This is a genomic window from Pseudomonas sp. PDM02 (assembly GCF_014852285.1).
Lineage (GTDB): Bacteria > Pseudomonadota > Gammaproteobacteria > Pseudomonadales > Pseudomonadaceae > Aquipseudomonas > Aquipseudomonas migulae.
Genome location: NZ_JACVBL010000001.1, coordinates 593,928 through 618,763, shown reverse-complemented (window position 1 = coordinate 618,763; position 24,836 = coordinate 593,928). Strand labels below are relative to the sequence as shown.

The window sequence follows — 24,836 nt, the reverse complement described above, 5'->3', positions numbered from 1 at the left end:
GCAGCACAGTACTACTGAAAATATATGTTTCTTGGAGATACACCATGTCTAATCGCCAAACCGGCACCGTTAAATGGTTCAACGATGAAAAAGGCTTCGGCTTCATCACTCCTCAAGGTGGCGGTGACGACCTGTTCGTACACTTCAAAGCTATCGAAAGCGACGGTTTCAAAAGCCTGAAAGAAGGCCAGACTGTTTCCTTCGTGGCTGAGAAAGGCCAAAAGGGTATGCAAGCTGCTCAAGTTCGCCCAGAGTAATTTCTTGGCGCACTAAAAAAACCCCGTCCATGTGACGGGGTTTTTTATGGGTGAAGCAAAAGCCGGACGCTATCAGCCGCAGTTGATGCGTGTGATCACCAGGTTGGCATCGGTGTTCAGGTTCAAGCGGTCGGAGCGGTACTCCAGCGTCACCATATCGTCAGGCTTGAGGATACGGGCATTCTGCGCACCTGCGCGAACACGCGCCTGTTCCAGCAGCGCGGGCGAAGCCTTTTTGCCAATGGTGAATTCGGCAGCCTTTGCTTCGCATCGACTGTGGCCGGTATCCGTCGTCGTGACAGGGTCTGTTGCCGATTCGGTAGATGTGCTGCTGCAACCTGCCAGCAGACTAGCGGCCAACAAAGTACCCAATGACGCGAGCTTCCAAGGCATGAAGCCTCCTTTTTTCAATAGTTAAGCTGAGATCGTGCGACCGCCAATCTGGCGTTTGGTTTCACAGGCAGCGCCAGCGCCCTGCCCTCGACCCGGACAAGCGGCGAGTTTGCCTGAGCACTCCCGGTCATTCACCCCGCAATCGTGACTGAATATGACCTGCACTCAATAAATATCGATGTAATCGAATGGTGGTGATGGCCAGTTCTCTTTCAGCGCATTGAAGATCTGCATGACCCACACCTCGTCACTGGCCGCGACCAATCCCACATACCCCGAGCCCTTGGCCCACGTCTCCAGACGAAACAGCAGCCCGCCGATGTCCGTGCCGCCCACGACACCCGATGAAATGTAAGCGATGCCGCCCTTGGTCACCCGCAATTGGGTGTGCTCATCATCACTGGCAGAGGCCAGCAGCTGGCGCACCGCCTCAAGGGTCAAGCCGTCAGGAGAGTTCAAATCAATCTGCACAGCACGGTCCTTGAAAAATCATCAAAACCCAAGTGTCGCATAGCCTTTCCCTCATGCCTAAGTCGGAGTGCCAAACACTCTGCAAAATGCTTAACTCACCCCCAGACTTTCCCGAATTCACGAGCGCCATCATGACCACCGTAAGCATCGACGCCGACATCAAAGCCAAGTGGCCGCAAGGCCACAGCTCTTACAGCCCGGGCAGTCCGGAAGAGCTGGCAATCATTGGTATCGATCTATTGGTCAAGGAGCTGGGGACTGAAGCGGCGCAAACCTTCATCGCGCAGGTATTCGAGAAGTACCCGGCCGACTACAAGGGTGCTGAATACAACGAAAGGGAGTAACCCCGCAGGCTGGCACCTGCGGGTGTACAACTTACTTCAGACGAGCCAGACGCTGGGTCAGCAGGTCGAAGAAACCCTGGGCATCACCGCTTTCGACCCAGAAAGCGTTTTTCGGCGCTTTCAAGCCGTCATACCAGTCGACGATGGTTTGACCGAAGGTCGGGCCTTCGCGGCTATCAACCACCACATTGACCGAACGGCCGGTGAACAGCTCCGGCTTGAGCAGGTAGGCAATGACCGTCGCGTCATGTACCGGGCCACCCGGAAGACCGTAGTGCTCCATGTCGCCTTTGACGTACTCGTTGAGAATATCGCCCACCAGCTTGCTGGCATTGTTGTTCAGTGCGGCGATCTGCTTCAGGCGCGCTTCGCTGGTGAGGATCTTGTGGGTCACGTCCAGTGGCAGATAGGTCAGTTTGACGCCACTTTTCAGCACCACTTCAGCAGCCTGCGGGTCGGCGAACAGGTTGAACTCGGCCACCGGGGTGATGTTGCCACCGTTAAAGTGGGCGCCACCCATGATCACCACTTCCTTGATGCCCTGAACGATTTCGGGCTCCTGGATCAGCGCCAGCGCCAGGTTGGTCTGTGGACCGAGCATAGCGATGGTGATGCTGTGGGGTTTGGCGGTTTTCAAGGTGTCGATCAGGTAATTGACTGCATTACCCTTTGCCAAACCTTGCTTTGGCTCATGCACGGTGACGCCCGACAGGCCTTCTTTACCATGAATGTTCTCGGCATAAATCGGCGTACGCATCAGCGGTTTCGGCGCACCGGCATAAACCGGCACATCCTCGCGCCCCGCCCACTCGCGGGCCAGCCGCGCATTACGCGAGGTCTTGTCCAGGCGCACGTTGCCGGCGACGGTGGTCAACGCGCGGATGTTCAGTTCTTCTGGTGACGCCAGCGCAAACAGCAAAGCGACCACGTCGTCGGCACCCGGGTCGGTGTCGATGATCAAGTCGATCTTGTCCGCCGCCTGGGCGCTTGTTGCGGTAATCAGGGACAAAAGCAGCAGACTCCGGAGCAGATGGTGCAGTTTCTGAGCATAGCGGTACATAGCGCACTCCTTGTGCGTGGAAAAGCAGACAGACGAAAACGAATCAAAACGTGACCCCGGCCACCAGCACGACGTTGCAGTACGGCTGACATTCGCCTGTACGAACAATTGCCCGCGCCTGTCGGCTCAGGACTTTGAATTGGTCATGACTGAGCAGCTCACGCCGACCCAGCGAACCTTCGGCATTCAGCTCATCCAGCGTCACCAGCGCCGACGGCTGCTTGTCCAGAATCTCCTGGGCCAAGACGTGGCTTTCGACCTGCATTTCGCTGAGCACAACCTTCAACGTACTGATGAAATCCGGAACGCCGTGGGTCAAGGCCAGGTCGATCAGCTCGACACCCGGCGGAACCGGCAGGCCGGCATCGCCAATCACGACCATGTCGCCATGCCCCAGGGAAGCAATCAGTCGCGACAGCGCGATGTTGAGCAACGGTGTTTTTTTCATGGTGCTTTAAAGGCCTGTACGTCGGACAAAGTGGGGATCGAGGGTTGCGCGCCGGCACGGGTCACTGACAGCGCCGCAGCGACCTGACCGAAACGGATCGCTTGCGCCTCGTTTTTGCCGGCGGCCAGTGCGGCAGCAAAACCGCCGACAAAGGTATCGCCCGCCGCCGTGGTATCGACCGCCTTTACCTTCGGCGCCGGAAAGTGTTCGAAGCTGCTTCCATTGGCAAACAGCGAGCCTTGGGCACCGAGGGTGATGATCACCTTGCCGGCCCCCATGGCGATCAATCGGGTCGCTGCGACTTCGGCGGTTTCCAGTGAATCCACCGGCAAACCGCTAAGGGCCGAGGCCTCGCTCTCGTTAGGGATCAGATAGTCGATGGCCGCATACCAGTCTGCCGGCAACGGTTGGCTGGCGGGCGCCGGGTTGAGAATCACGGTTTTCCCCAGTTCACGACCGCGCGTGAGCGCATGGCCGACCGTGGCATCCGGCACTTCGAGCTGACAGATGATCACATCCGCCGCTTGCAACACCGCATCGAAGCGGTCAATCACTGCCGGCGTCAGTGCACCATTGGCACCGGCGACAATCACGATCGCGTTCTGGCTGTTGTCATCGACCACAATCAACGCCACACCGCTGGCACCATCGACAGTGCTGACCGCCTGACAATCGATACGGTCGGCCAACAGCGCTCCGCGCAGTTCCTCGCCATAGGCGTCGCTGCCCACGCAACCGACCATCGACACCTGCGCACCCAGTCGCGCCGCAGCAACCGCCTGATTGGCACCCTTGCCACCGGAGACCGTGGCAAACGACTCACCAATCAGCGTTTCACCGCCACGGGGCAACCGTGACGCGCGGGTCACCAGGTCCATGTTCAGGCTGCCTATCACCACTACTTTTGCTGGCATACATCACTACTCATAAATGCAATTTCAACGGTGCTTTCTGTTTAACGGAAGTGGGCAAACACACCGGCCAGCGGCGCAGTCGATTCGCGCAGGACAATACTGGGCGTCACGATCCGTTGATCGGTGGCCATGGCCGGTGTGGCGATCCTGCGCAACAGCACTTCGGCCGCCATCTCGCCGAGCTGCAGGATCGACTGCCCCACGGTGGTCAGCGCCGGGTAGACATAACGGCTCATCTGGATATCGTCGAAGCCAATCACCGACAGTTCGCTCGGCACACGAATATTGCGCTCGGCGGCGGCGCGCAACACGCCGATGCCGATCATGTCGTTACCGGCGAAGATGGCGCTGGGAGGATTTTTTTCCAGGAGGATCGCAGCCGCGCTGTAACCGCCGGTACTGGTGAAGTCGCTTTCCAGCATGCGTTCGCGAGGCACTTCGACGCCCGCCTCTTTCAAGGCGCGGCAATAACCTGCCAGACGCATCTGCGCGACGCTGGTACTGGCCGGCCCGCCAATGGTGGCGATGTCCCGATGCCCCAATTCCAGAAGATGGCGGGTCGCCAGATAAGCGCCGTACTCGTGATCGATGCGCACCAGGTCCGCATCAACCCCTTCCAGCCCACGGTCGACAATCACCATCGGCGTGCGCACGCCCGCCAGACCTTCTGCCAGCACGGCGTCCCCACCGGCCGACGCTACGATCAGCCCGTCAATGCGCTTTTCCAGCAACACGCGCAGGTAGCTGCGTTGCTTGTCCGGGTTGTCATCGGAGTTGCAGAGAATCACGCAATAGCCATTACGCTCGCAGTAATCCTCGATGCCCCGCGCCAGTTCGGCGAAGTATGGGTTGAGACTGTTGGGCACCAGCAGACCGATGGTCGCGGTGGTCTTGGCTTTTAATGACCGGGCCACGGCGCTGGGCACGTAGTCGAGACTTTTGATTGCCGCTTCGACCTTGATCCGCACTTCTTCGCTGACGGGCCGGGTCTTGTTCACCACATGGGAAACCGTGGTGTAGGAAATCCCCGCGAGCGCTGCCACATCCTTGATTGTTGCCATGACTCAGGTCCGCCGGCTTGCGCGCTGACTGCGATAGGTATCAAGCACCACCGCCACCACGATGACCGCGCCGGTGATGATGCGTTTGGTCGGCTCGGTTGCGCCGATCTGCGCCAGACCGGCCGCCAGTACCGAGATGATCAACACCCCGAAAAACGTGCTGATGACCGAACCGCGCCCGCCCATCAGGCTGGTGCCGCCGATGACCACCGCAGCAATCACTTGCAGCTCCAGGCCGGAGCCGGCATTCGGGTCCGCCGCCTCCAGGCGGGAAATCTGGAACAGCGCGGCGATACCGGCCAGCAGCCCCATCAGACTGAACACCAGAATCTTGTAGGGTTTCGGATTGATCCCTGCCAGACGCACGGCTTCTTCGTTGGTGCCGATACCGATCAGGTAGCGCCCGAACACCGTGCGGGTCAACACGGCCTGGGCAATGAAGATGATAAGCAAGGCAATGATGAACGACGGCGAAATGCCAAAGGCGATCGGGTTGGACAGCCAGGCAAAGGCATCACCGATATAGGCGGTGCGCGAGCCGGTCATCTGATACGCCACACCACGCGCCATTTCCAGCACGCCGAGGGAGACGATGAACGAAGGAATCCGCCACGCCACGGTGATCGAACCGGTGATCGTCCCCGCCAATGCGGCGGCCGCCATACCGAGCAATGCTGCCGGCAATACGCTCCAGCCCCAGCCGAGAATCGCCACGCTGACCGTCGACGCCGCGAGTGCCAGCACCGAGCCCACCGACAGGTCGATGCCGCCGATGATCAACACGAACGTCATGCCGACCGCCAGCACCATCAAGTCCGGAATCTGGTTGGCCAGGGTGCTGAACGTGTCGTAAGACAGAAAATGGCTGCTCAGGACCGAGAACAGCGCGACCATCGCCAGCAAGGCACCGGCCAGGCCCAGATAAGTGCCGAGGCCGTAAAAATTGCCACTACGTTTACCGGCAGATGCTGCAGTTTTCATGGAAGATCCCTAGGCGCTGCTTCGTTGAGCAGCGCATCACGTTTTTGATAGCCGGCAAAAGCAGCGGCAAGCAAGTCATCCTGGGTCCAGCTGTCGCGCTCGAATGTCTCGATCAGGCGCCCCGCCGACAGCACGCCGATGCGGTCGCAGATCAGCATCAATTCACGCAGGTCGCTGGACACCACCACCAGCGCCTTGCCCTGACGAGTCAGCTCACCGAGCAGTGCATAGATGTCGAATTTGGCGCCGACGTCGATGCCGCGAGTCGGCTCATCGAACAGCAACACCGAACAATCGCGTTCCAGCCAACGGCCGATCACGACCTTCTGCTGATTGCCGCCGGACAGCTCCGAGACCAATTGCGTCGGGCTGGAACTGCGGATGCGCATGGCGTCGATCTGACGCTGGGCCAACGACATCTCGTCACCGTTGTTGACAAAACCCCCGCGGGAAATCTCCGGCATGTTACCCAGGGCAATATTCGCGCTGATCGATTGCGTCAGCAGCAAGCCCTCACCCTTGCGGTCTTCGGTGATCAGGGCAATGCCATGACCGACCGCGTCCGCCGGCGAACGAATGCTCACGACCTGTGCCGGCGAACCCAGCGCAACCGTGCCGCTGTCCGCTGTGTCGGCGCCAAAGATCAGGCGTAGCAACTCGGTGCGCCCTGCCCCGATCAAGCCGGAGATCCCGTAGATTTCCCCGGCGCGCACTTCAAAGGAGACGTCGCGCACCTTGTCGGAACGAGTCAGCCCCTTGACCGTCAACGCCGGCGCGCCGATGTTGCGCGGCCCCATGTCGATGTGTTCACCGAGCTCACGGCCAACCATCAAGGTCACCAATTGCTCACTGTTGTAGTTGGCCATCGGCTCGACACAAACCAGATTGCCGTCGCGCAACACCGCAATGCGCTGAGCCACCCGCGCCAGCTCTTCGAGGCGATGGGAGATATAGATGATCGACACGCCACGAGCTTGCAGGCGCGTGATTTGCTCGAACAGCATTTCGACTTCACGGGCCGTCAGCATCGCGGTCGGTTCGTCGAGGATCAGCACATGGCAATCGCCGATCAGGTTGCGGGCGATCTCGACCATTTGCTGGTGACCGATGCCCAGTTCGCCGACGAGGGTGTCCGGGTCGATTGCATCGAGCCCGACCTGAGCCATGGCTTCGATCGCGGCCTTGCGCAATTGCTTGCGACTGATCCAGCCGCCATTGCTGGGCAGGTTATCGAGAAACAGGTTTTCCGCCACCGACAGGGTCGGCAACAGATTGAGTTCCTGCATGACCATGCGAATGCCCAGGTCTTCAGCCTGGGTACGGCTGCCGGGGCGGTAATCCTGCCCCTGGAATTGCATCTGGCCGGTGGTCGGCGTGACCAATCCACCAATGATCTTCGACAGCGTGCTTTTGCCGGCGCCGTTCTCGCCGGTCAGCGCCAACACTTCGCCGCGTATCAGCGTCAGGTCGATACCGGTGAGGACAGGCTGCGCGTAGGTCTTGCCGATACCGCTGACCGAGAGGACAGCGTTCGGAGCGCAAACAGACATAAAAACTCTCCATGCGCTCGCCCGGACGGGCGAGCACCGTTGTGTCGCCAGAAGGACTACTTGGTAACCAGCTCTACCGGAGTTTCGATTACGCCGTTGGTGCCGCTGTCGACTTTCTCACCCTTGACGATCTTCAGCGCCGTCTCGATGCCGAACACGGCTTGCCTGGCAGCGAACTGGTCAGCGGTGGCCAGGACACGGCCATCCTTGAGCATCGGCTTGATGGCGTTGATGTTGTCGTAGCCGACCACTTGCACCTTGCCGGCCTTGCCCGCGGCACGCACGGCAGACACTGCGCCGACGGCCATGCTGTCGTTGCCGGCCAACAGGGCTTTGACTTGCGGGTATTCGCTGAGGATCGACGCGGCGACCTTGTTGCCTTTATCGATTTCCCAATCACCGGATTGCAGGGACACGACCTTGATCTGCGCCGCTTCCATCGCATCCTTGAAACCTGCAGTGCGAGCCTGGGCGTTGGTGGTGGTGGACACACCTTCGATGATGCCGACTTCGTCACCGGCCTTCAGTTGCTTGGCCAGGTACTCACCCACCAGACGCGCACCCTTGCGGTTGTCGGGACCTACGAACGGAACATTGATGTTTTTGCTTTTGACGACCGCTGGATCCAGCTGGTTATCGATGTTGACCACGGTGATACCGGCATCGATGGCTTTCTTGATCACCGGGACCATGGCCTTCGAGTCAGCAGGTGCGATCACCAGTGCATTGACCTTGGCCAGAATCATTTGCTCGACGATACGTGTCTGGCCCGCAGTGTCCGTTTCGTCCTTGATGCCGTTGGAGATCAGGTCGAAATCGGCGGAGTGATCTTTCTGGTAGGCCTTGGCGCCGTCTTCCATGGTCAGGAAGAATTCATTGGCCAGAGATTTCATGACCAGTGCGACTTTGGGTTTTTCAGTGTCGGCGAAGGCCGAGGAGACAGGCAACGCGGCGGATGCGGCAGCCAGCATAGCGACAGCGAGAAGACGTCCAGCAAATGGCAGCTTCATGGGTTCACTCCGATCTTATGATTATTCTGAGCAACGCTTGCGCTGGCATAAGTTTCACCGCGTAAACCGATGGAACAAGCCATCGGCAGTGCCGCGCAAACGTTTGCGTAGACCGAACTATGCGAACCCTGCCGCTATTTGTCAACGGCCGAAAAACACGGTTTGTGCTTGCGGTAACAAAACCGCTTATGCCGTGGTGCTGATCACACCGCCCGAGCCGGAGCTCTTGGCCAGTTCCTTGACCAGATTGCCTGTGACTTCCGCCAGCGCCCCGCTGGTGTTGGCAATTTGCCCCTGAATCGACATGACGACATCGGTCTTGGCTTCCGGTGTCGGGTAATTCGCCACTTGAGCCGCCGCCAATTGCTGCTGTTGTTCACGCAGTTGCTGCTGCAGCTCCTGCATACGCTTGAGCAACATCTTCACCACGACGCTTTGGTCGCTGCCGCTTTCGCTATCGCTCTCCGTTTTCGTTTCGATCACCGCGCCGCCGGTCCGGACCTTGGTGGCGCCACCCTCCTCCTCGGTACCCAACGCCAGTGTCGAAGCCTCGGAAGTTGATTCGCTCAAGGCTTTGATCGTTGCGGTGGATTTGCCACCGATGGTGATTGCGCCTGCATTGGGAAAGCCTATCGAAAACGACATGTGAACTCCTGAAAAAAAAGATCCTTCAAAGAGGCATCGACCTGCGCGCGGGTTTCTTTAGCAATGATTTGCCGCCTGGCAAGAAGACCTGTTCAACAGAAGCCGTAGCCCTTTTCGGAGAGCCGAACGCAAATGACAAACATATTCGGAAAACCGGACAACAGGACGTTTAAACCTCGCTCAACACAGCCCGAATAATTGATACAAATCATTGGGTTAAAGCTATTTTTTATTTCCAGGTATGACTGGTACAGATCCTGCTCCCTCTCATTCACCCCAGACATTCAGATCTGTCCGGGGCGCATCTAGATGAACTTGCATCCGCACCGTCTCACTACTAGAGAGAAAAATAATGACATCTGCTTTCAAGACTTTTGTTCCGGGCGCCTTGGCCCTCCTGCTACTCCTTCCGACAGCCCTTCAGGCGAAAGAAGTCGAAACCAAACAGAAACTGGCGAACGTGGTGATCCTGGCCACCGGCGGCACCATTGCCGGCGCGGGCGCCAGCGCCGCCAACAGCGCGACGTATCAAGCGGCGAAAGTCGGCATCGAACAGTTGATCGCCGGCGTTCCGGAACTGAGCCAATTGGCCAATGTTCGCGGCGAACAGGTCATGCAGATCGCCTCCGAAAGCATTACCAACGACAACCTGCTGCAACTGGGTCGCCGCGTGGCCGAACTGGCTGACAGCAAAGACGTCGATGGCATCGTCATCACCCACGGCACCGACACCCTGGAAGAAACTGCCTACTTCCTGAACCTGGTGGAAAAAACCGACAAGCCGATCATCGTCGTGGGCTCCATGCGCCCAGGCACCGCGATGTCCGCAGACGGCATGCTGAACCTGTACAACGCTGTGGCCGTAGCCGGCAGCAAAGACGCGCGCGGCAAAGGCGTACTGGTGACCATGAACGATGAAATCCAGTCGGGTCGCGACGTCAGCAAGATGATCAACATCAAGACCGAGGCGTTTAAAAGTGCCTGGGGTCCTCTCGGCATGGTGGTCGAAGGCAAATCCTACTGGTTCCGCCTTCCGGCCAAGCGTCACACCATGGACTCGGAGTTCGACATCAAGAACATCAAGAGCCTGCCTGACGTCGAAATCGCCTATTCCTACGGCAACGTGAGTGATACCGCCTACAAAGCGCTGGCTCAATCCGGCGCCAAAGCCATCATCCACGCGGGCACCGGCAACGGTTCGGTGTCTTCGCGCGTGGTTCCAGCCCTGCAAGCCCTGCGCAAGGATGGCGTGCAAATCATTCGCTCCTCCCACGTCAACGCCGGTGGCTTCGTATTGCGTAACGCCGAACAACCTGACGACAAGTACGACTGGGTTGTGGCCCATGACCTGAACCCACAGAAGGCTCGCATCCTGGCCATGGTCGCGCTGACCAAGACCAACGACAGCAAAGAGCTGCAACGGATGTTCTGGGAATACTGATTCGCCCTCGCCCGACCGGTTCCGGTCGGGCACCGCTTTCACCACTCGCCCACTGCGGCGAGTGGCCTCCTATCTGATAAAAAAATCTCCTTCGTCCTACACCAATCGGGAAAAACTGCTGTCAGAGGATTTTCTTGAATTTTAAGCAGTTGCGAAAATGCCTACAGTTAAATACTGTATGCACGTACAGCTTAATAAGGACAATTCCGTGGCCACCACCTCTGCCTCTCCTGATGCCTATGTACGCATGGGTATGCGCGTTCAGAAAATCATCAACTCCCCCACCGCCCAGAAAGCCAAGGCGGCCCTGATCTTCCGACTTCCGGACGAGCCAGTGGATGAGTGGGAGCAACTACTCGAAGAAATCGACGAAAACGACAACGTCACCCTCGCCTACCGCGACGATGGCGGTGTGCAGATTTTCTGGGTTGTGCCGAAGGAAGATTGAGTCAATGAGTGTCCGTTTTTTTGCTTTGCTGTTTTTGCTCTTCGCGATGGGCGCGCAAGCTGACGCCCCGCGCACCTTCAACGAAGCCAAGAAAGTCGCCTGGAAGCTGTACGCCCCGCAATCCACCGAGTTCTATTGCGGCTGTAAATACACCGGCAACAAGGTGGACCTGTCGGCCTGCGGTTATGTGCCACGCAAAAATGCCAAGCGCGCTTCACGCATCGAGTGGGAACACATCGTCCCCGCCTGGCAGATCGGCCATCAGCGTCAGTGCTGGCAGGAAGGCGGACGCAAGAACTGCACGCGCTACGACCCGACTTACCAGAAGGCCGAGGCTGACTTGCATAATCTGGTGCCGAGCATCGGCGAAGTGAATGGTGATCGCAGCAATTTCAGTTTTGGCTGGTTGCCGGAGCAATCGGGTCAATACGGTTCATGCCTGACCCAGGTCGACTTCAAGGCCAAAAAGGTCATGCCCCGCCCTTCCATTCGCGGAATGATCGCCCGGACGTACTTTTACATGAGCAAGCAGTACGGTTTGCGCCTGTCGAAACAGGATCGGCAACTGTACGAAGCATGGAACAAAACCTATCCGGTACAAGCCTGGGAACGTCAGCGCAATCAGAGCGTGGCGTGCGTGATGGGGCGCGGCAACGAGTTTGTCGGGCCGGTGGACATGAAAGCGTGCGGTTAAGCGCTTGTTGAAAACAAAAAGGCCTGGGGTTGAATGCCCCAGGCCTTTTTCGTTTTCAATCGTGTGGGCGCCTAGGCGCTTGGGCGACCGATGACGCCTTACTGAGTCACCGGATGCTCGATGACCAGCAGTTCGATGTTCTGTTTTTTCGCCCGGGTCAGCGCCGCACGCACTTCTTCCTGCTTGGCTTCAGCTTCGGCTTTGGAATTGAATGGCCCCATCAGGATGCGGGTCTTGCCATTTTCCTTGACCACGCTGGAAACGAAACTGTGCTCGATCAGCCAGCCACTCAGGTCGCTGACAGCCTGGGTTATTTCACCTCGCACTTCCAGATCCCACTGCGGCGCAGATACCGCCGTTGGCGCTGCCGCCACGGCTGGCTGCGGCTTTGGCGCATCAGCGCGCTTATCCTCACCGCATCCCGCCAATGCCAGTACTGCGATTACCAAAGCCATTTTGCGCACAACGCTTCCCTCTGAATGCTGAAAGCGGAGATTTTAACACCCATGAATACTTCTCGAGTGCCGCAAAATGGGCGCAAAACAACGAGAATCATGGACGCGGCCTCTGTATAGTTACGCCTTGGGAATCAATGCAGCATCTGCGCGTCAGAAAGAGGCACCCAAACCGTGAAACTTCGCACTAATCTATAGATACCACCGACCTCTGCACTGTCCGAATCAGGTGCCCTACAAAGCAATCAAGGAGAAGACCATGCTGATACTCACCCGCAAAGTCGGTGAAAGCATAAATATTGGCGATGACATTACGATCACCATTCTGGGCGTAAGCGGCCAGCAAGTCAGAATTGGCATCAACGCCCCGAAAGACGTTGCGGTACACCGCGAAGAAATCTATCAGCGCATTCAGGCAGGCCTGACCGCCCCGGACAAGCCGCAATCCTGAATCCTGCTGCAGTCAGTAGCCAGCCTGTTCGTCCCCGAACCACGGCTGGCTAAAGATTCACGCACAGCGATCACTCCTGCATCCCCCACCCCCGAACGTGAAGCCGATACTACCGGCATGTCTCACGTCATGGCTGTCGGACGTTTCGGATTAAGCCTGGGGAAGTATGCATTCGTACCCGGCTAGCCAAACGTCACTCCCCGCGCCATGCCCGTGGCCGCCACGACCATCAACATCACCAGCAGCGCTTCGATATGACTGATCCGCGCGAACAGCTTCGCACGACTGGCATCAATGGCTGCGCCACGCGCCTGCGCAATCCGCCATTTGATCAGGGTGATCATCGGCGCGATTTCAAGTAGCAGAATCAGTACGAAAAGTGTCATCTTCAGATGAAACAATGGCTGGTGAAGATAGTAGTCAGTGCCCTTTTCGTACCCGGCAAAGGCTCGCATCCCACCGGTGACCAGCAGAATGACCGCTGAAATGCCCCACAGATTATCTGCAATCAAGACGCTGCGCGCCTCACCCAGCCCCGCGGCCAACCGCCGAAAAGCGCTGCCGCGGGTCAGTACGGCCCAGAAACCCAGGGCGTAAGCCAAGAGATGAATCGCCGCAAAAAACCAGTGGGCAAGCATCGAGATACTCCAGTCAGGTTTGAGTTGGATCAGCCTGTCAGTAGTAGCCCATAAAATCGGGGATTGCCCCCTCCCCCACGCGGGAGACGCAAACGAAGAACAGAAAACAAAGTCATTCGCGAGCTGCAAGCAGGTGCAAAGAAGATCCTCACTCAGGCCGGCGCTGCGCTTGTTTGCAATGATGGCCATGTGACAGACACCCGATCATTCTCCTTGTAGACTCCCGCTCATCATTCGGCATGAATCTGATCGCTCCAATGCGCAAAATAATATTTTTCCTCATGCTGTGCGCCTCTACAGCGCAAGCAGCCTGCGAGATGCAACCCACGACCATCGTCGGGAAAACCCTGATTGGGTCTTTTGAGACGAAAAGGCTGAAATCCGACGCGATCAAATTCTCGCCGGAGACCGGCGACATCACTGGCAAGAATGCAGTGTTCGACTTTGACACTCTTTATGAAATGGATTCCGGCAAATCATCTGCGAGATTCCGTGTGGGTGAGGCCTTCCTGATTGACGGAGTTTCTTATGTCGGGAACGTTGAGTGGGAATCCGGAAAAGCTCCGAAAAAAACCGGGATCTACGAGTTTTACGCCCTTAAAACAGAACCCGTGAAAAACGCTAAAACCCTGACGATGGTAGGCGACTCGATTACCTGGTGGAGCTACGGCCGTTATTTCCGTTGCCTACTCGCCCCAGAGTTGCCTGGAGTGCAGTTTGTAGGGCCTCACACCGATGTGGTTGGTTATGGACATGCCGGTGAAGGGGGCAACAATACCCAGCAAGTCATTGACCGCCTGGACAAAATCAAACCATCCGATTATTACTTTGTGCTTGCAGGAACAAACGATTGGAATTTTTGGGCGCCACCGAAAACGATTGAAAACCTGAAAGAGATTGCGAAGGCACTGAACGAAAAAGGCGGACAGGTCATCATCTCTACCCTGCTTCCTCGGCTTGACGAACATGATGCACACAATGAAGAAGTGAACAGATTGTTACTTGCGTGGAATGGCGAGGGATGCGACTGCAAAATAATCGACTTGGGCTCCGAGTTCAGGAAGCTTCCAAACAGCCAAAGCTATTTCTGGGATAACGCAGTCCATCCGAACTTTGAAGGCTATCAAAAGATCACCGAAATACTCGGCACCGACATCCGAAAAACTTTTAATCAAGTCGCTCAGTAACCATCGGCGGCTCCAGGTCCTGGCTTTTGGTCTTCCGACAAATGTAAGCCCACGGCTTACATGAAGGCTAGAGCCGACCTGATGATGTAGCGCGGCGAGGGCTTTGCAAATCGCAGTGTCCAGCCCTGAAACAGGTGTAAACCTTATTCAGGACTAGACACCATCTTGAATCGCTTTGTTGATTGACTGTTGAGGGATTGTTCCTTTTTCGCGCTCCCCGGCTTCGTTCGCCGCTGCGCCTCAAATTCCGGCATCGGCCGGCACGTTCCGGCTTCTCGAATTCCAGAACCACGCCGCCGACTTCGCCGCCCACTCGGTCTGTTCCAGCAGCCCAGGCGTCCGCAGCAGACGATTGAGCGTGGGGGACCACCAGAGAAGAGGCGGACTTGATCGCTTATCGGTATACTCAATTTTTTCGAATGAAATCGTAATGCTAAATTCAGTTCAGATTCTTAGAGCTCTCGCCGCATGGATTGTAGTATTCCACCACTACATTCAGATTTTCGGTTATGGAAAAAGTAATGAAGTATCAAATATCATCGCGCTATACGGATCTATCGGGGTTGATATTTTTTTCGTAATCAGTGGCTTTGTCATTTTTACTTCTGCCTCCCAGAGACCGTTGACACCTGGAGAATTTTTCATACAAAGAGCCGCTCGAATAGTACCGGCATACTGGATTTTCACCCTTATTACCGCTGCGACGATTTACTGGGCTCCATCCATAATGCCCTTATTGGGCGTCGATAGCATATCCCTGCTAAAAAGTCTTTTTTTCATTCCCACCCCAAATCCGTCTGGCATAGGAATATATCCGATCCTCACAGTAGGATGGACGCTAAATTACGAAGTGCTTTTTTATGCGATATTCTTTTTATCTCTTTTCCTGCCCCGCGCTCTTCTAGCTCCTGCGATATTTTTCGGGGTTATCATATCGACTTACATATTGCCAAAAATGGGTGGATCGTTCTTATTCTACGGGGCCCCAATAGTATATGAATTCTTGCTGGGGATAATGATATCCATCATTTACCAGCTTGGGTTACTTAAACGAATCAACCCGATGGCTGCCATTCCTCTGGTAGCAATATCGATTGCAGCAGTAGCATTAATGCCAGACACCGACACTCATGACCCAATGCGGCTTGGGATTCCGAGCGCAATAATCGTGATCGCGATCATATCGCAAGAAAGATTTCTTCCTAAACTTTCAATACTTACGAAATTAGGTGATTTTTCGTACTCCACATACCTCATCCATCCGATAGTGATTTGGTACATGCTGAGCGCAAAAAATCACTTTGATTTAAACCTGACGCTTACACTAATAATTACTTGCTCTTTGATTATGTTGTTTTCTTGGTGGAGCTTTGCCTTCATCGAGTTGCCGATTTCGAAGCTTACTAAAAAAAGGGTATTGGAAAGCGCCAGACAGGCTACAAGTCCAACGTAGCCACAGGAATCCATACCAATCTCCGGCCAAGGCACACCCCTGAAAAATGTGTGCCTCCCCTCCCCTCCAGCCTCAGAGGCTGCCTGGCCTGCTCCAGCTCACGGAGCGGTCGCCACTGGTGCCGCCACGCCTGATCCACTACAAGCCCAAGGCGCGGCGCCGAGAACAGATCGACGCAAAGGACCACCGGGCGTCGGCAACCCCGCACTACCTGACCAAGGAGCTCAGCAAGGCCCCGGATGCAGCGCGCGCCTACGACCATATGCCAGCCGGCGAGCCTCCCCTCTTTTCACGAGATCCGCACTTCAGATGGCTGTACGAGCAGCAAGCTTCCCACAGGAGTACATTCAGGCGTTGATGGGGCATGCGAACGAGAGGATGACGAAGCACTATCAGGAGGGGCACGACGAAAAGAAGATCGAGTACCTGGAGGCAAGTGCCGAATTGGCGTTCTGAGCTGGGAGTTTTTCAAATCGCAGACAACAAAAAATGGCCCACCTTTCGGTGAGCCCTTCTAGACCGCCCAGCAGAGCGGATTTTGTTTGGTAGGCGCGATTGGACTCGAACCAACGACCCCCACCATGTCAAGGTGGTGCTCTAACCAACTGAGCTACGTGCCTGCTGTGAGGCGGCATTCTACGGAATTCCGGAGGGGTGTCAACACCTTTTTTCGAGCTAACCCTATGAATATGCAAAATATTTAATTTCGCGGCTGCAAGGAAGATTTTGCGGTGGCTGGCGGTCGATTTTTAACTCGGGTAGGATCGATGCACTCGTAAAATATATTAAACAGAGGCAGCAGGATGGCGAACACACCCTACCCAGAGTCCTACTACGCCGCATCGGCCAATGCGGTTCCGCCGCGCCCGGCCTTGCAGGGTGATGTAGAGACTGATGTCTGTGTGATCGGTGCCGGTTACACAGGTCTGTCCTCTGCCCTGTTTCTGTTGGAAAACGGTTTCAAGGTCACGGTGCTGGAAGCCGCCAAGGTGGGTTTCGGCGCATCGGGTCGTAACGGTGGCCAGATCGTTAACAGTTATAGCCGCGACATCGATGTGATCGAGCGCAGCGTTGGCCCCAAGCAGGCGCAGTTGTTGGGGCAGATGGCGTTCGAGGGTGGGCGGATCATTCGTGAGCGGGTCGCCAAATATAATATTCAGTGCGACCTGAAGGACGGCGGTGTGTTCGCCGCGCTCACCGGCAAGCAGATGGGCCATCTGGAATCGCAAAAGCGTCTGTGGGAGCGTTTTGGTCACACGCAGCTTGAGCTGCTGGATCAACGCCGCATTCGTGAAGTAGTGAACTGCGAGCAATACGTTGGCGGCATGCTCGACATGAGCGGCGGGCACATTCATCCGCTGAACCTGGTACTCGGCGAAGCCGCGGCGGTCGAGTCGTTGGGCGGCACTATCTATGAGCAGTCGCCGGCGGTGCGCATCGAGCGCGGCGCAACCCCGATAGTGCACACGCCTCAAGGCAGGGTCAGGGCCAGGTTCATCATCGTGGCGGGCAACGCGTACCTCGGTAATCTGGTGCCGGAATTGGCAGCCAAGTCGATGCCGTGTGGAACGCAGGTGATTACCACCGAGCCATTGGGCGAAGCGTTGGCCAAGAGCCTGTTGCCGCAGGATTACTGTGTCGAAGACTGCAACTACCTGCTCGACTATTACCGTCTGACCGGCGACAAGCGCCTGGTTTTCGGCGGTGGCGTGGTGTACGGCGCGCGGGACCCGGCGAATATTGAAGCGATCATCCGACCGAAGATGCTCAAGGCTTTCCCGCAGCTCAAGGACGTGAAGATTGATTACGCCTGGACCGGCAATTTCCTGCTGACCCTGTCGCGTCTTCCGCAGGTCGGACGCTTGGGCGACAACATCTACTACTCCCAGGGTTGCAGTGGTCACGGCGTGACGTACACGCACCTGGCGGGCAAAGTGTTGGCCGAAGCGTTGCGCGGTCAGGCTGAGCGTTTTGACGCGTTTGCCGACTTGCCGCACTACCCTTTCCCGGGCGGGCAATTGCTGCGCACACCGTTTGCGGCGCTGGGCGCCTGGTACTACGGATTGCGAGACAAGTTCGGCTACTGAGCAACACCGCACTACTTTGTGGGAGCGAGCGTGCTCGCTCCCACAGGTTCGATTCAGAAATCGACAGTCGCCGAAAGCAGGTACGTGCGCGGCGTCGACAGCGTCAATCCCGGCTCGCTGTCATCCGAAGCACCGGCCGAACTCCAGTAACGCTTGCCCGCCACGTTCTCGATGTTGGCGCGCAAGGTGATGTTCTTTTCCTCGACCTTGAACGCGTAGCGGGCGCCTACATCAAAACGCTCCCACGAATCGATTTCCTTGACGTTGGACTGGTCCAGATACTGCGAGCTGGAATAGATGCCGCGACTGGTCAGCGTCAGCCCCTGCAAGGTCGGCACATCCCACTCGGCGCCGAGGTTGACGTTGTATTCCGGCGTCGCTGGCGCACGGTTACCGTCGAAGGTGCCGTTGGCGGTATCAGTCAACTCGCTGTCGATGTACATGACACCGCCGAGCAGACGGAAACCCTTGAGCGGCTCACCGAACACACTCAGTTCCACACCTTCGTTTTGGCGCTTGCCGTTCGGACCGAAGACGCGGGTCGTGGCGTTGGTTTCATAGGCCGGCTGCTTGATCCGGAACACCGCGGCGGTGACGGCAAACGCACCTGCGTCATATTTGGCGCCGACCTCGACCTGGCGGCTGATGAACGGCGGGAAGATTTCGTCCTCGTTCACCGAAGTCGATGGTGCGATCTTGCCCTGGCTCAAGCCTTCCATGTAGTTGGCGTACAGCGACAGCTTGTCGGTAGACTTGAACAGGACGCCGCCCGACGGCGAAACCTTTTCTTCATCGTAGGCCGTGTCGCCTTTGACATTGTCAGTCCAGTCATCAACCTTCACCCGCTGCCAGCGGGCGCCGAGGGTCAGCAACAGGCGATCATCGAAGAACCCCAGCGTGTCGGACAGCGCCAGACCGCTGAAGCGGTTCTCGGTGTAGACCTTCGAATCGAGTCGAGTGGGCCTGACAGGTGTCGGTGTTACCACCGGGCTATAGAGGTTGCTGTTGGCCGTGGCATAACGGGCGCCGCCATTTTCGAAGTCCATGTAGAAGTAGCTGGCCGCCAGGTTGACCTCGTGACTCACGGGCCCGGTATGGAACCAGTTGCGCACCCCGGCGGTAGCCGTCCGGACACTTTCGTCTCGGGTGAAGTCACGGGGTTGAACGCTAAAGTCGCCCCGGTTATTGGTGACCGCAACAGCATGACGGAGGAAGTCATGATTGCTTTCGCGCGCGCCCACACCGCCGTACAGCATCACGTTATCGCTGACATCGAACTCACCGTTCACCGTGCCGAACGTGTCGTTGGTACTCGCCTTGCTCCAGGGCTGCGCATAGTTGTGGCGGACATCGCTGGCATGCGGAACCTGTGCGGTGGCGCCGACTTGCACGCGCTCCTGCGGGGCGTCGGTATCGCGCTCGGTGCGCCCCAGGTCGGTCGAAAGTCGCAGACGCTCACCGCGAAAATCCAGCCCCAGTACGGCCATCTCGCGGTCGACATTCTGGTGATCCCATTCAGTATCGCCGGACTGTTTTACGCCGTTGAAACGAATGCCGAACTTGTTGTCTTCACCAAAGCGCCTGCCGATATCCACGGCACCGCCGGTCTGGCTGTCAGACGCGTAGTTGCCGGTAAACGAAGTGATCGGCTTGTCGGTCGCGCGTTTGGGCACCACGTTGATCCCACCACCCACGGCACCTCGCGGCGAGATGCCGTTGATGAGCTGGCTCGGGCCTTTGAGAATGTCGACGCGGTCGGCCATCTCCATGTCGATCGTATAGGTCGGCAAAACGCCGTAGAGGCCGTTGTAGGCGACATCACTGTTGAACAGGCTGAACCCGCGAATGGTGAATTGCTCATAGCGCCCACCGGCCGGGTTGGTGGCGCGAACGGAAGGATCGCTGGCGATCAGCTCGCCCAGGGTACGCGCCTGCAAGTTCTTGACCGCCTCGCTGGTGTAGGTGGTCATGCTGAACGGCGTTTCCATGAAGTCTTTCGAGCCCAGCAAACCTTGCGAGCCGCGACGCGCAACCTGACCGCCAGCATACACCTCGCCGTCCGCCCCGCCGGTGGCACCAAGAATCGAGGTCGGGGCCAGTTGCAGGCTGCTGCCTTCTGGCGCCGGGGTCAGGATGTACGCCTGCTCGCCCACCGCTTGCAACTGCAGACCGGAACCCTGCAACAGTCGCGCAAAGCCCTCCTCGACCGCGTAATCGCCAGACAGGCCGGTACTGTTGCGACCGCTGACCAGCGCCGGGTCAACCGAGAGATTGACCCCGGACAACCCGGCGAAACGGGTCAGCGCATCACTCAGGCTGCCGGCAGGCACCTGATAATTGCGTCGGGCAGTATCTTCGGCCCAGCTTGCGGTTATGAACAATGGACTGGCACTCAGGCCCAACAACAGGCTCAGGTGCAACAACGGACGCAGACGCGGATAACAAGGTGCAGGCATTGAATTTGCTCTCTTGATTCGTTCACATGCCTTGAATGACAAGCGAGTCGAAAAAAGGGGACAGGCTTTACACACTATTTTTGCGCGGCAGCAACGTGACCCAGTAGCGGGTTCGGGAATGCACCTCCAGCGGCAGACTGGCCGCAAGCAGCGCGAGGACGCGATCCGTGTCGTCGAGACGGAAACTGCCGGTGACACGCAGGCTTTCCAGTTCAGGCTCCCAGCGCAGAACGCCCGGTCGGTAAGTGCCGAGTTCGCGCAGGAAATCCCCCAGCGGCTGGTTCTTCGCCATCAGCACGCCTTCACGCCAACCTGGTGCAAGCGCATCGAATGGCGTGATCGCGCCGACACCCGCCGCTTCAAGGCTGACCTGCTGCCCCTCGCGCAATGCCAGTGCCGCCCCATGCAGGGGCTGCAACTGCACGCTACCGTTGAACACCGACACCCGACAGCCCCATGCCTCCTGGCGCACGCAGACTTCGCTCTGGCTGAGGATAACGTTGCCGAACTTCGTCTGGATCGTCAGCGGCGCAGTGCCCGGCACCTTCAGCGACAGCTCGCCTTCTATCAGCTTCACGCGGCGGTTCTGCACATCCACATCGACGGCACTGGCGGTATTGAGCTGCAAGGAACTGCCATCGGCGAGCTGCACCTTTTTGCGCTCGCCAGTGGCGGTGTGCAGGTCGGCACGCCAGACGTCCAGAGGCAATTGTCGACTGATCAGCCAAGCCGTCGGCACCAACGCCACGGCGCCCAATGCGCGCTTCAGCACTGCGCGTCGGCCCGGATCAGGACGGTCCAGGCTGCTCAGCGCCAGCGCCGACGGCAGATCGGCGAAACGCTGACGCAAGGCCTGGGCCTTCTGCCAGGCCTGCTCGTGACTGGCGCAGGTGTCGCGCCAACGCTGCAAGTTCGCGCGGTCCTGCTCATTGGCGCCACCAGACTCGAGCAACGCAAGCCATTGCGCGGCAGCCCGGACGGCCTGACGGGGATCGGAAGAAGACTGACTGTTCACAGTTCCACCAACAGGCAATGCTCGTAGGCTTGCGCCATGTAACGTTTGATCGTGCGCTCCGACACCCGCAGGCGCTCGGCGATTTGCTGGTAGTTCAAGCCTTCGAGCTGACTCCAGAGAAACGCCCGGCGCACCGCCCTTGGCAGTCCGTCGAGCAGCTCATCCAGTGCTTGCAGGGTTTCCAGCAGCAACCAGCGCTGTTCGGGTGATGGCGCACAGTCTTCAGGCATCGACGCCAACGCAGCCAGATAGGCTTGCTCAAGGCTGCGACGCTGGTAGAAATTGCTCAGCAGGCGTTTGCCGACGGTCAGCAGATAGGCACGGGGCTCTTGCAAGTCAGCGATGCGCTGAGAGCTGGCGAGCACACGCAAGAACGTATCCTGACTCAAATCCGCCGCATCACAGCCGTTGCCCATGCGCCTTCTCAACCAGCCTTCCAGCCAGCCACGGTGATCGCGGTACAGGTCGTGGAGGGTTTGCTCCTTCGGCATCGCTGCATCACTCATCTCAAGAAGCCCTGTACCAAGGAGTTATCGTAAATGAGAGTGATTCTAATTAATGTCAGAGCTACGAAGGAAGTCCTTTATGCAACGGACGCGCAGAAAGGTCATATGGGTAAGCGTGAAGCGGCATAAAAGCCAAATTTCAGACACAAAAAACCCCGGTCTTTCGACCAGGGTCTTTGCTATCGACTCGAAGATCACCAGAGGCTTCTTCGTAGCTCCAAGGCGTTCAGTGGGCCTTGAGGCAGATATGGCGCAGCGGACGGGACTCGAACCCGCGACCCCCGGCGTGACAGGCCGGTATTCTAACCGACTGAACTACCGCTGCGTATCGCTTTGGACTTGCGTCCTAACTCGTCTGATTGAAGCTGCGAGACTTTTCAATCTCTCTTTCAATCTCAAATCAGGGATAAACCTGACTCGGAAAATATGGCGCAGCGGACGGGACTCGAACCCGCGACCCCCGGCGTGACAGGCCGGTATTCTAACCGACTGAACTACCGCTGCGCGTCGGTGGAGGCTTTTCAGCTTCCCTCCTGCTTTCGCAAGAGTCTCAAGAAGTGGTGGGTGATGACGGGATCGAACCGCCGACATTCTGCTTGTAAGGCAGACGCTCTCCCAGCTGAGCTAATCACCCTTTGCTTCTCTGAGGCCGCGAAATTTACGCACCTAACGAAGCTAAGTCAATAGCAGGATTGAAGTTTTTCTGAAAAAGACAAAATCGTGTCATCCCTGGGGATGTGCACGACCGTCAGACCGCTTCGCGAGCAGGCTCGCTCCCACAGTGGACCGCGTTTTTAATGTGGGAGCGAGCCTGCTCGCGAAGAGGCCGGCACATTCGGCATCAATGCAGAAGACCGCCTCCGCACTGCTATTCGCTGTAAATCATCTTCTTGGTCATGCCGCCATCGACCACAAACTCCTGGCCCGTGACGAAACCCGCATTCTTCGACAGCAACCAGGCAACCATCGCCGCCACGTCCTCGACCGTCCCTACCCTGCCCGCCGGATGCTGCGCATGGTCGGCTTCTGTGAGGGGTTCGGCACGCCGCACCCCAGGGTCTCGCGCATCGATCCAGCCAGGGCTGACGGCGTTGACGCGAATTTCCGGCCCGAGGCTGATCGCCAAGGCGTGAGTCAAGGCCAGCAGACCGCCCTTGCTCGCCGCATAGGCCTCCGTGTCGGGTTCCGACTGCCCGGCGCGGGTCGAGGCCAGGTTAACGATCGCACCGCTGTGAGCACGCAGGTACGGCGCACAGTGCTTGGCCAACAGCATCGGCCCGCTGAGGTTTACCGCCAGTACCCGATTCCAGTAAGCCAGATCGAGGCTTTCCAGGGTGATGTTGTGCGGATCGGCCACTGCCGCGTTGCACACCAGCGCATCCAGACGCCCGAACTGCCCCAGCACTTCGGCAACACCCAACGCCACCTGCCCTTCGTTCGAGACGTCCATGGCGATGAACCAGGCGTTGTCGCCCAGCACCTTCGCCACTTTCGAACCGCGCACCCGATCCAGGTCCGTCAGCACCACCTGCCAGCCTTCGCTGATCAGCCAGGCCGCAATCCCCAGACCAATGCCCCGCGCAGCACCGGTCACCAGTGCGACGCGGCCATTGGAACTGGTAGTCGGCGTGGACAACTCGATCACAAGGCAGCCAACCCGCGCGCCAGATCAGCCTGCAGGTCGGCCACGTCTTCCAGACCAACCGCAATGCGGATCAGGCTGTCACGAATGCCCGCTGCTTCACGCTCTTGCGGCGCCAGACGGCCGTGGGAGGTGGTGCTCGGGTGGGTGATGGTGGTCTTGCTGTCGCCAAGGTTGGCGGTGATCGAAATCAATCGGGTTGCATCGATAAAGCGCCACGCGCCCTCTTTGCCGCCCTTGACCTCGAAACTAACCACAGCGCCGAAACCTTTCTGCTGACGCTGTGCCAACGCGTGTTGCGGATGGCTTTTCAGGCCGGCGTAATGGACTTTCTCGATACCGTCCTGCTGCTCCAGCCACTCGGCCAGTTGCTGGGCATTGGCGCAGTGCGCCTTCATGCGCAGGTTCAGGGTTTCCAGGCCTTTGAGGAAGATCCACGCGTTGAACGGGCTCAAGGTTGGCCCGGCGGTACGCAGGAAGCCGACCACTTCTTTCATCTGCTCGCTGCGACCGGCCACTACACCGCCCATGCAACGGCCCTGGCCGTCGATGAACTTGGTCGCCGAGTGCACAACGATGTCCGCGCCCATCTTCAGCGGCTGCTGCAGCGCAGGCGTGCAGAAGCAGTTGTCGACCACCAGCATCGCGCCTTTGGCGTGAGCGATTTTCGCCAGTTCGGCGATGTCCACCAGCTCGGCCAGCGGATTGGACGGCGACTCGACGAACAGCAATTTGGTGTTGGCCTTGATCGCCGCGTCCCAGCCGGACAGGTCCGCCAGAGGCACGTAATCGACTTCGATGCCGAAGCGCTTGAAGTACTTCTCGAACAGGCTGATGGTCGAACCGAACACGCTGCGCGAGACCAGCACATGATCGCCGGCGCTGCACAGGCTCATCACCACCGCCATGATGGCGGCCATGCCAGTGGCGGTGGCCACGGCTTGCTCGGCGCTTTCCAGCGCGGCAATGCGCTCTTCGAACGCGCGCACGGTCGGGTTGGTGTAACGCGAGTAAACGTTGCCTGGCACTTCCCCGGCAAAACGTGCGGCCGCGTCGGCGGCGGTACGGAATACATAGCTGGAAGTGAAGAACATCGGATCACCGTGTTCGCCTTCCGGCGTGCGGTGCTGACCGGCGCGTACGGCCAGGGTATCGAACGCTACGCCTTCGAGGTCGCTGTCCAGCCGACCGGCATCCCAATCCTGACTCATGCTGTCACTCCTTGCCCT

Annotated in this window: 26 protein-coding genes and 4 tRNA genes; 9 read left to right on the top strand and 21 right to left on the bottom strand. The window is 58.0% G+C overall.

Annotated features, from left to right (window positions below; genetic code table 11):
* The first annotated feature begins 44 nt into the window (after nt 1–44).
* A complete protein-coding gene (locus IB245_RS02780; protein WP_003179963.1) occupies nt 45–257 on the top strand; it encodes a cold-shock protein in 213 nt (70 codons plus the stop codon).
* Nucleotides 258–329: 72 nt separating this feature from the next.
* On the opposite strand, the gene IB245_RS02775 is transcribed toward IB245_RS02780, so the two are convergent.
* Both IB245_RS02775 and IB245_RS02770 read right to left on the bottom strand, forming a co-directional pair.
* Nucleotides 330–650, bottom strand: a complete 321-nt coding sequence (locus IB245_RS02775; RefSeq protein WP_008037562.1) for an I78 family peptidase inhibitor — start codon at nt 648–650, stop codon at nt 330–332.
* Between the two features lie 165 nt (nt 651–815).
* Nucleotides 816–1,121 carry a hypothetical protein gene (locus IB245_RS02770; protein ID WP_008023976.1) on the bottom strand — a complete coding sequence of 102 codons (306 nt, stop codon included), beginning with the start codon at nt 1,119–1,121 and terminating at the stop codon, nt 816–818.
* A 131-nt stretch (nt 1,122–1,252) separates the two neighbouring features.
* Between IB245_RS02770 and IB245_RS02765 the strand changes: the two genes are divergently transcribed.
* Entirely contained in the window at nt 1,253–1,465 is a 213-nt protein-coding gene (locus IB245_RS02765) for a hypothetical protein (RefSeq protein WP_008023978.1), read from the top strand.
* Between the two features lie 31 nt (nt 1,466–1,496).
* Here the strand turns inward: IB245_RS02765 and IB245_RS02760 are convergent, their stop codons facing one another.
* From IB245_RS02760 to IB245_RS02725, 8 genes are all read right to left on the bottom strand, one after another.
* Nucleotides 1,497–2,525: a nucleoside hydrolase gene (locus IB245_RS02760; protein ID WP_192226386.1), complete on the bottom strand. Its 1,029-nt coding sequence runs from the start codon at nt 2,523–2,525 to the stop codon at nt 1,497–1,499.
* 43 nt (nt 2,526–2,568) lie between these two features.
* Nucleotides 2,569–2,973 carry a D-ribose pyranase gene (gene rbsD, locus IB245_RS02755; protein WP_192226384.1) on the bottom strand — a complete coding sequence of 135 codons (405 nt, stop codon included), beginning with the start codon at nt 2,971–2,973 and terminating at the stop codon, nt 2,569–2,571.
* Nucleotides 2,970–3,887, bottom strand: coding sequence for a ribokinase (gene rbsK, locus IB245_RS02750; protein WP_192226382.1), 918 nt, complete (start codon nt 3,885–3,887; stop codon nt 2,970–2,972). Before rbsK ends, rbsD begins: the two co-directional genes overlap by 4 nt.
* A gap of 41 nt (nt 3,888–3,928) precedes the next feature.
* On the bottom strand, nt 3,929–4,948 hold the full coding sequence (locus IB245_RS02745) for a LacI family DNA-binding transcriptional regulator (protein WP_192226380.1): 1,020 nt from the start codon (nt 4,946–4,948) through the stop codon (nt 3,929–3,931).
* A gap of 3 nt (nt 4,949–4,951) precedes the next feature.
* On the bottom strand, nt 4,952–5,929 hold the full coding sequence (locus tag IB245_RS02740; protein ID WP_008037572.1) for an ABC transporter permease: 978 nt from the start codon (nt 5,927–5,929) through the stop codon (nt 4,952–4,954).
* Nucleotides 5,926–7,479 carry a sugar ABC transporter ATP-binding protein gene (locus IB245_RS02735; RefSeq protein WP_008037573.1) on the bottom strand — a complete coding sequence of 518 codons (1,554 nt, stop codon included), beginning with the start codon at nt 7,477–7,479 and terminating at the stop codon, nt 5,926–5,928. The genes IB245_RS02740 and IB245_RS02735 overlap by 4 nt, the downstream gene beginning before the upstream one ends.
* 56 nt (nt 7,480–7,535) lie before the next feature.
* On the bottom strand, nt 7,536–8,489 hold the full coding sequence (locus tag IB245_RS02730; protein ID WP_008028234.1) for a sugar ABC transporter substrate-binding protein: 954 nt from the start codon (nt 8,487–8,489) through the stop codon (nt 7,536–7,538).
* Nucleotides 8,490–8,675: 186 nt separating this feature from the next.
* Nucleotides 8,676–9,134, bottom strand: coding sequence for a hypothetical protein (locus IB245_RS02725; protein WP_008037574.1), 459 nt, complete (start codon nt 9,132–9,134; stop codon nt 8,676–8,678).
* Nucleotides 9,135–9,486: 352 nt separating this feature from the next.
* Here IB245_RS02725 and IB245_RS02720 point away from each other — a divergent pair, with 352 nt between their 5' ends.
* The 3 genes from IB245_RS02720 to IB245_RS02710 all read left to right on the top strand — a co-directional run bounded on the left by IB245_RS02720 (nt 9,487) and on the right by IB245_RS02710 (nt 11,717).
* On the top strand, nt 9,487–10,575 hold the full coding sequence (locus IB245_RS02720; RefSeq protein ID WP_008037575.1) for an asparaginase: 1,089 nt from the start codon (nt 9,487–9,489) through the stop codon (nt 10,573–10,575).
* 157 nt (nt 10,576–10,732) lie between these two features.
* Nucleotides 10,733–11,023: a DUF1654 domain-containing protein gene (locus tag IB245_RS02715; RefSeq protein ID WP_008037577.1), complete on the top strand. Its 291-nt coding sequence runs from the start codon at nt 10,733–10,735 to the stop codon at nt 11,021–11,023.
* Nucleotides 11,024–11,027: 4 nt separating this feature from the next.
* Nucleotides 11,028–11,717 (top strand): endonuclease, encoded by a 690-nt coding sequence (locus tag IB245_RS02710; protein WP_008028239.1) that lies wholly within the window; start codon nt 11,028–11,030, stop codon nt 11,715–11,717.
* A gap of 98 nt (nt 11,718–11,815) precedes the next feature.
* On the opposite strand, the gene IB245_RS02705 is transcribed toward IB245_RS02710, so the two are convergent.
* Nucleotides 11,816–12,181: an SPOR domain-containing protein gene (locus tag IB245_RS02705; protein WP_192226378.1), complete on the bottom strand. Its 366-nt coding sequence runs from the start codon at nt 12,179–12,181 to the stop codon at nt 11,816–11,818.
* 250 nt (nt 12,182–12,431) lie between these two features.
* On the opposite strand from IB245_RS02705, the gene csrA reads away from it, so the two are divergent.
* Nucleotides 12,432–12,623 (top strand): carbon storage regulator CsrA, encoded by a 192-nt coding sequence (csrA, locus tag IB245_RS02700; protein WP_008028241.1) that lies wholly within the window; start codon nt 12,432–12,434, stop codon nt 12,621–12,623.
* A gap of 182 nt (nt 12,624–12,805) precedes the next feature.
* On the opposite strand, the gene IB245_RS02695 is transcribed toward csrA, so the two are convergent.
* Entirely contained in the window at nt 12,806–13,261 is a 456-nt protein-coding gene (locus tag IB245_RS02695; protein ID WP_192226585.1) for a DUF2214 family protein, read from the bottom strand.
* A gap of 239 nt (nt 13,262–13,500) precedes the next feature.
* On the opposite strand from IB245_RS02695, the gene IB245_RS02690 reads away from it, so the two are divergent.
* Together IB245_RS02690 and IB245_RS02685 are read left to right on the top strand one after the other, a co-directional pair.
* On the top strand, nt 13,501–14,448 hold the full coding sequence (locus IB245_RS02690; protein ID WP_192226376.1) for an SGNH/GDSL hydrolase family protein: 948 nt from the start codon (nt 13,501–13,503) through the stop codon (nt 14,446–14,448).
* Between the two features lie 430 nt (nt 14,449–14,878).
* Nucleotides 14,879–15,901 carry an acyltransferase family protein gene (locus IB245_RS02685; protein ID WP_192226374.1) on the top strand — a complete coding sequence of 341 codons (1,023 nt, stop codon included), beginning with the start codon at nt 14,879–14,881 and terminating at the stop codon, nt 15,899–15,901.
* A gap of 543 nt (nt 15,902–16,444) precedes the next feature.
* On the opposite strand, the gene IB245_RS02680 is transcribed toward IB245_RS02685, so the two are convergent.
* A tRNA-Val gene (locus IB245_RS02680) sits at nt 16,445–16,521 on the bottom strand.
* 183 nt (nt 16,522–16,704) lie between these two features.
* Here IB245_RS02680 and IB245_RS02675 point away from each other — a divergent pair.
* Nucleotides 16,705–17,988, top strand: a complete 1,284-nt coding sequence (locus IB245_RS02675; protein WP_192226372.1) for an NAD(P)/FAD-dependent oxidoreductase — start codon at nt 16,705–16,707, stop codon at nt 17,986–17,988.
* A 53-nt stretch (nt 17,989–18,041) separates the two neighbouring features.
* Here the strand turns inward: IB245_RS02675 and IB245_RS02670 are convergent, their stop codons facing one another.
* The 8 genes from IB245_RS02670 to IB245_RS02635 form a co-directional block, all read right to left on the bottom strand.
* Nucleotides 18,042–20,444 carry a TonB-dependent receptor gene (locus tag IB245_RS02670; RefSeq protein ID WP_192226370.1) on the bottom strand — a complete coding sequence of 801 codons (2,403 nt, stop codon included), beginning with the start codon at nt 20,442–20,444 and terminating at the stop codon, nt 18,042–18,044.
* Between the two features lie 67 nt (nt 20,445–20,511).
* Nucleotides 20,512–21,459 (bottom strand): FecR domain-containing protein, encoded by a 948-nt coding sequence (locus IB245_RS02665; RefSeq protein ID WP_192226368.1) that lies wholly within the window; start codon nt 21,457–21,459, stop codon nt 20,512–20,514.
* Nucleotides 21,456–21,965 (bottom strand): sigma-70 family RNA polymerase sigma factor, encoded by a 510-nt coding sequence (locus IB245_RS02660; RefSeq protein ID WP_008037616.1) that lies wholly within the window; start codon nt 21,963–21,965, stop codon nt 21,456–21,458. Before IB245_RS02660 ends, IB245_RS02665 begins: the two co-directional genes overlap by 4 nt.
* Nucleotides 21,966–22,213: 248 nt before the next feature.
* Nucleotides 22,214–22,290, bottom strand: a tRNA-Asp gene (locus tag IB245_RS02655).
* 102 nt (nt 22,291–22,392) lie between these two features.
* A tRNA-Asp gene (locus IB245_RS02650) sits at nt 22,393–22,469 on the bottom strand.
* Between the two features lie 54 nt (nt 22,470–22,523).
* Nucleotides 22,524–22,599: transfer RNA gene (locus IB245_RS02645), tRNA-Val, on the bottom strand.
* A gap of 234 nt (nt 22,600–22,833) precedes the next feature.
* On the bottom strand, nt 22,834–23,610 hold the full coding sequence (locus IB245_RS02640) for an SDR family oxidoreductase (RefSeq protein WP_008037619.1): 777 nt from the start codon (nt 23,608–23,610) through the stop codon (nt 22,834–22,836).
* The gene (locus IB245_RS02635) at nt 23,607–24,818 is read right to left on the bottom strand and encodes an O-succinylhomoserine sulfhydrylase (RefSeq protein WP_008037621.1); all 1,212 of its coding nucleotides are present in this window, start codon (nt 24,816–24,818) and stop codon (nt 23,607–23,609) included. The genes IB245_RS02640 and IB245_RS02635 overlap by 4 nt, the downstream gene beginning before the upstream one ends.
* Between the last annotated feature and the right edge of the window lie 18 nt (nt 24,819–24,836).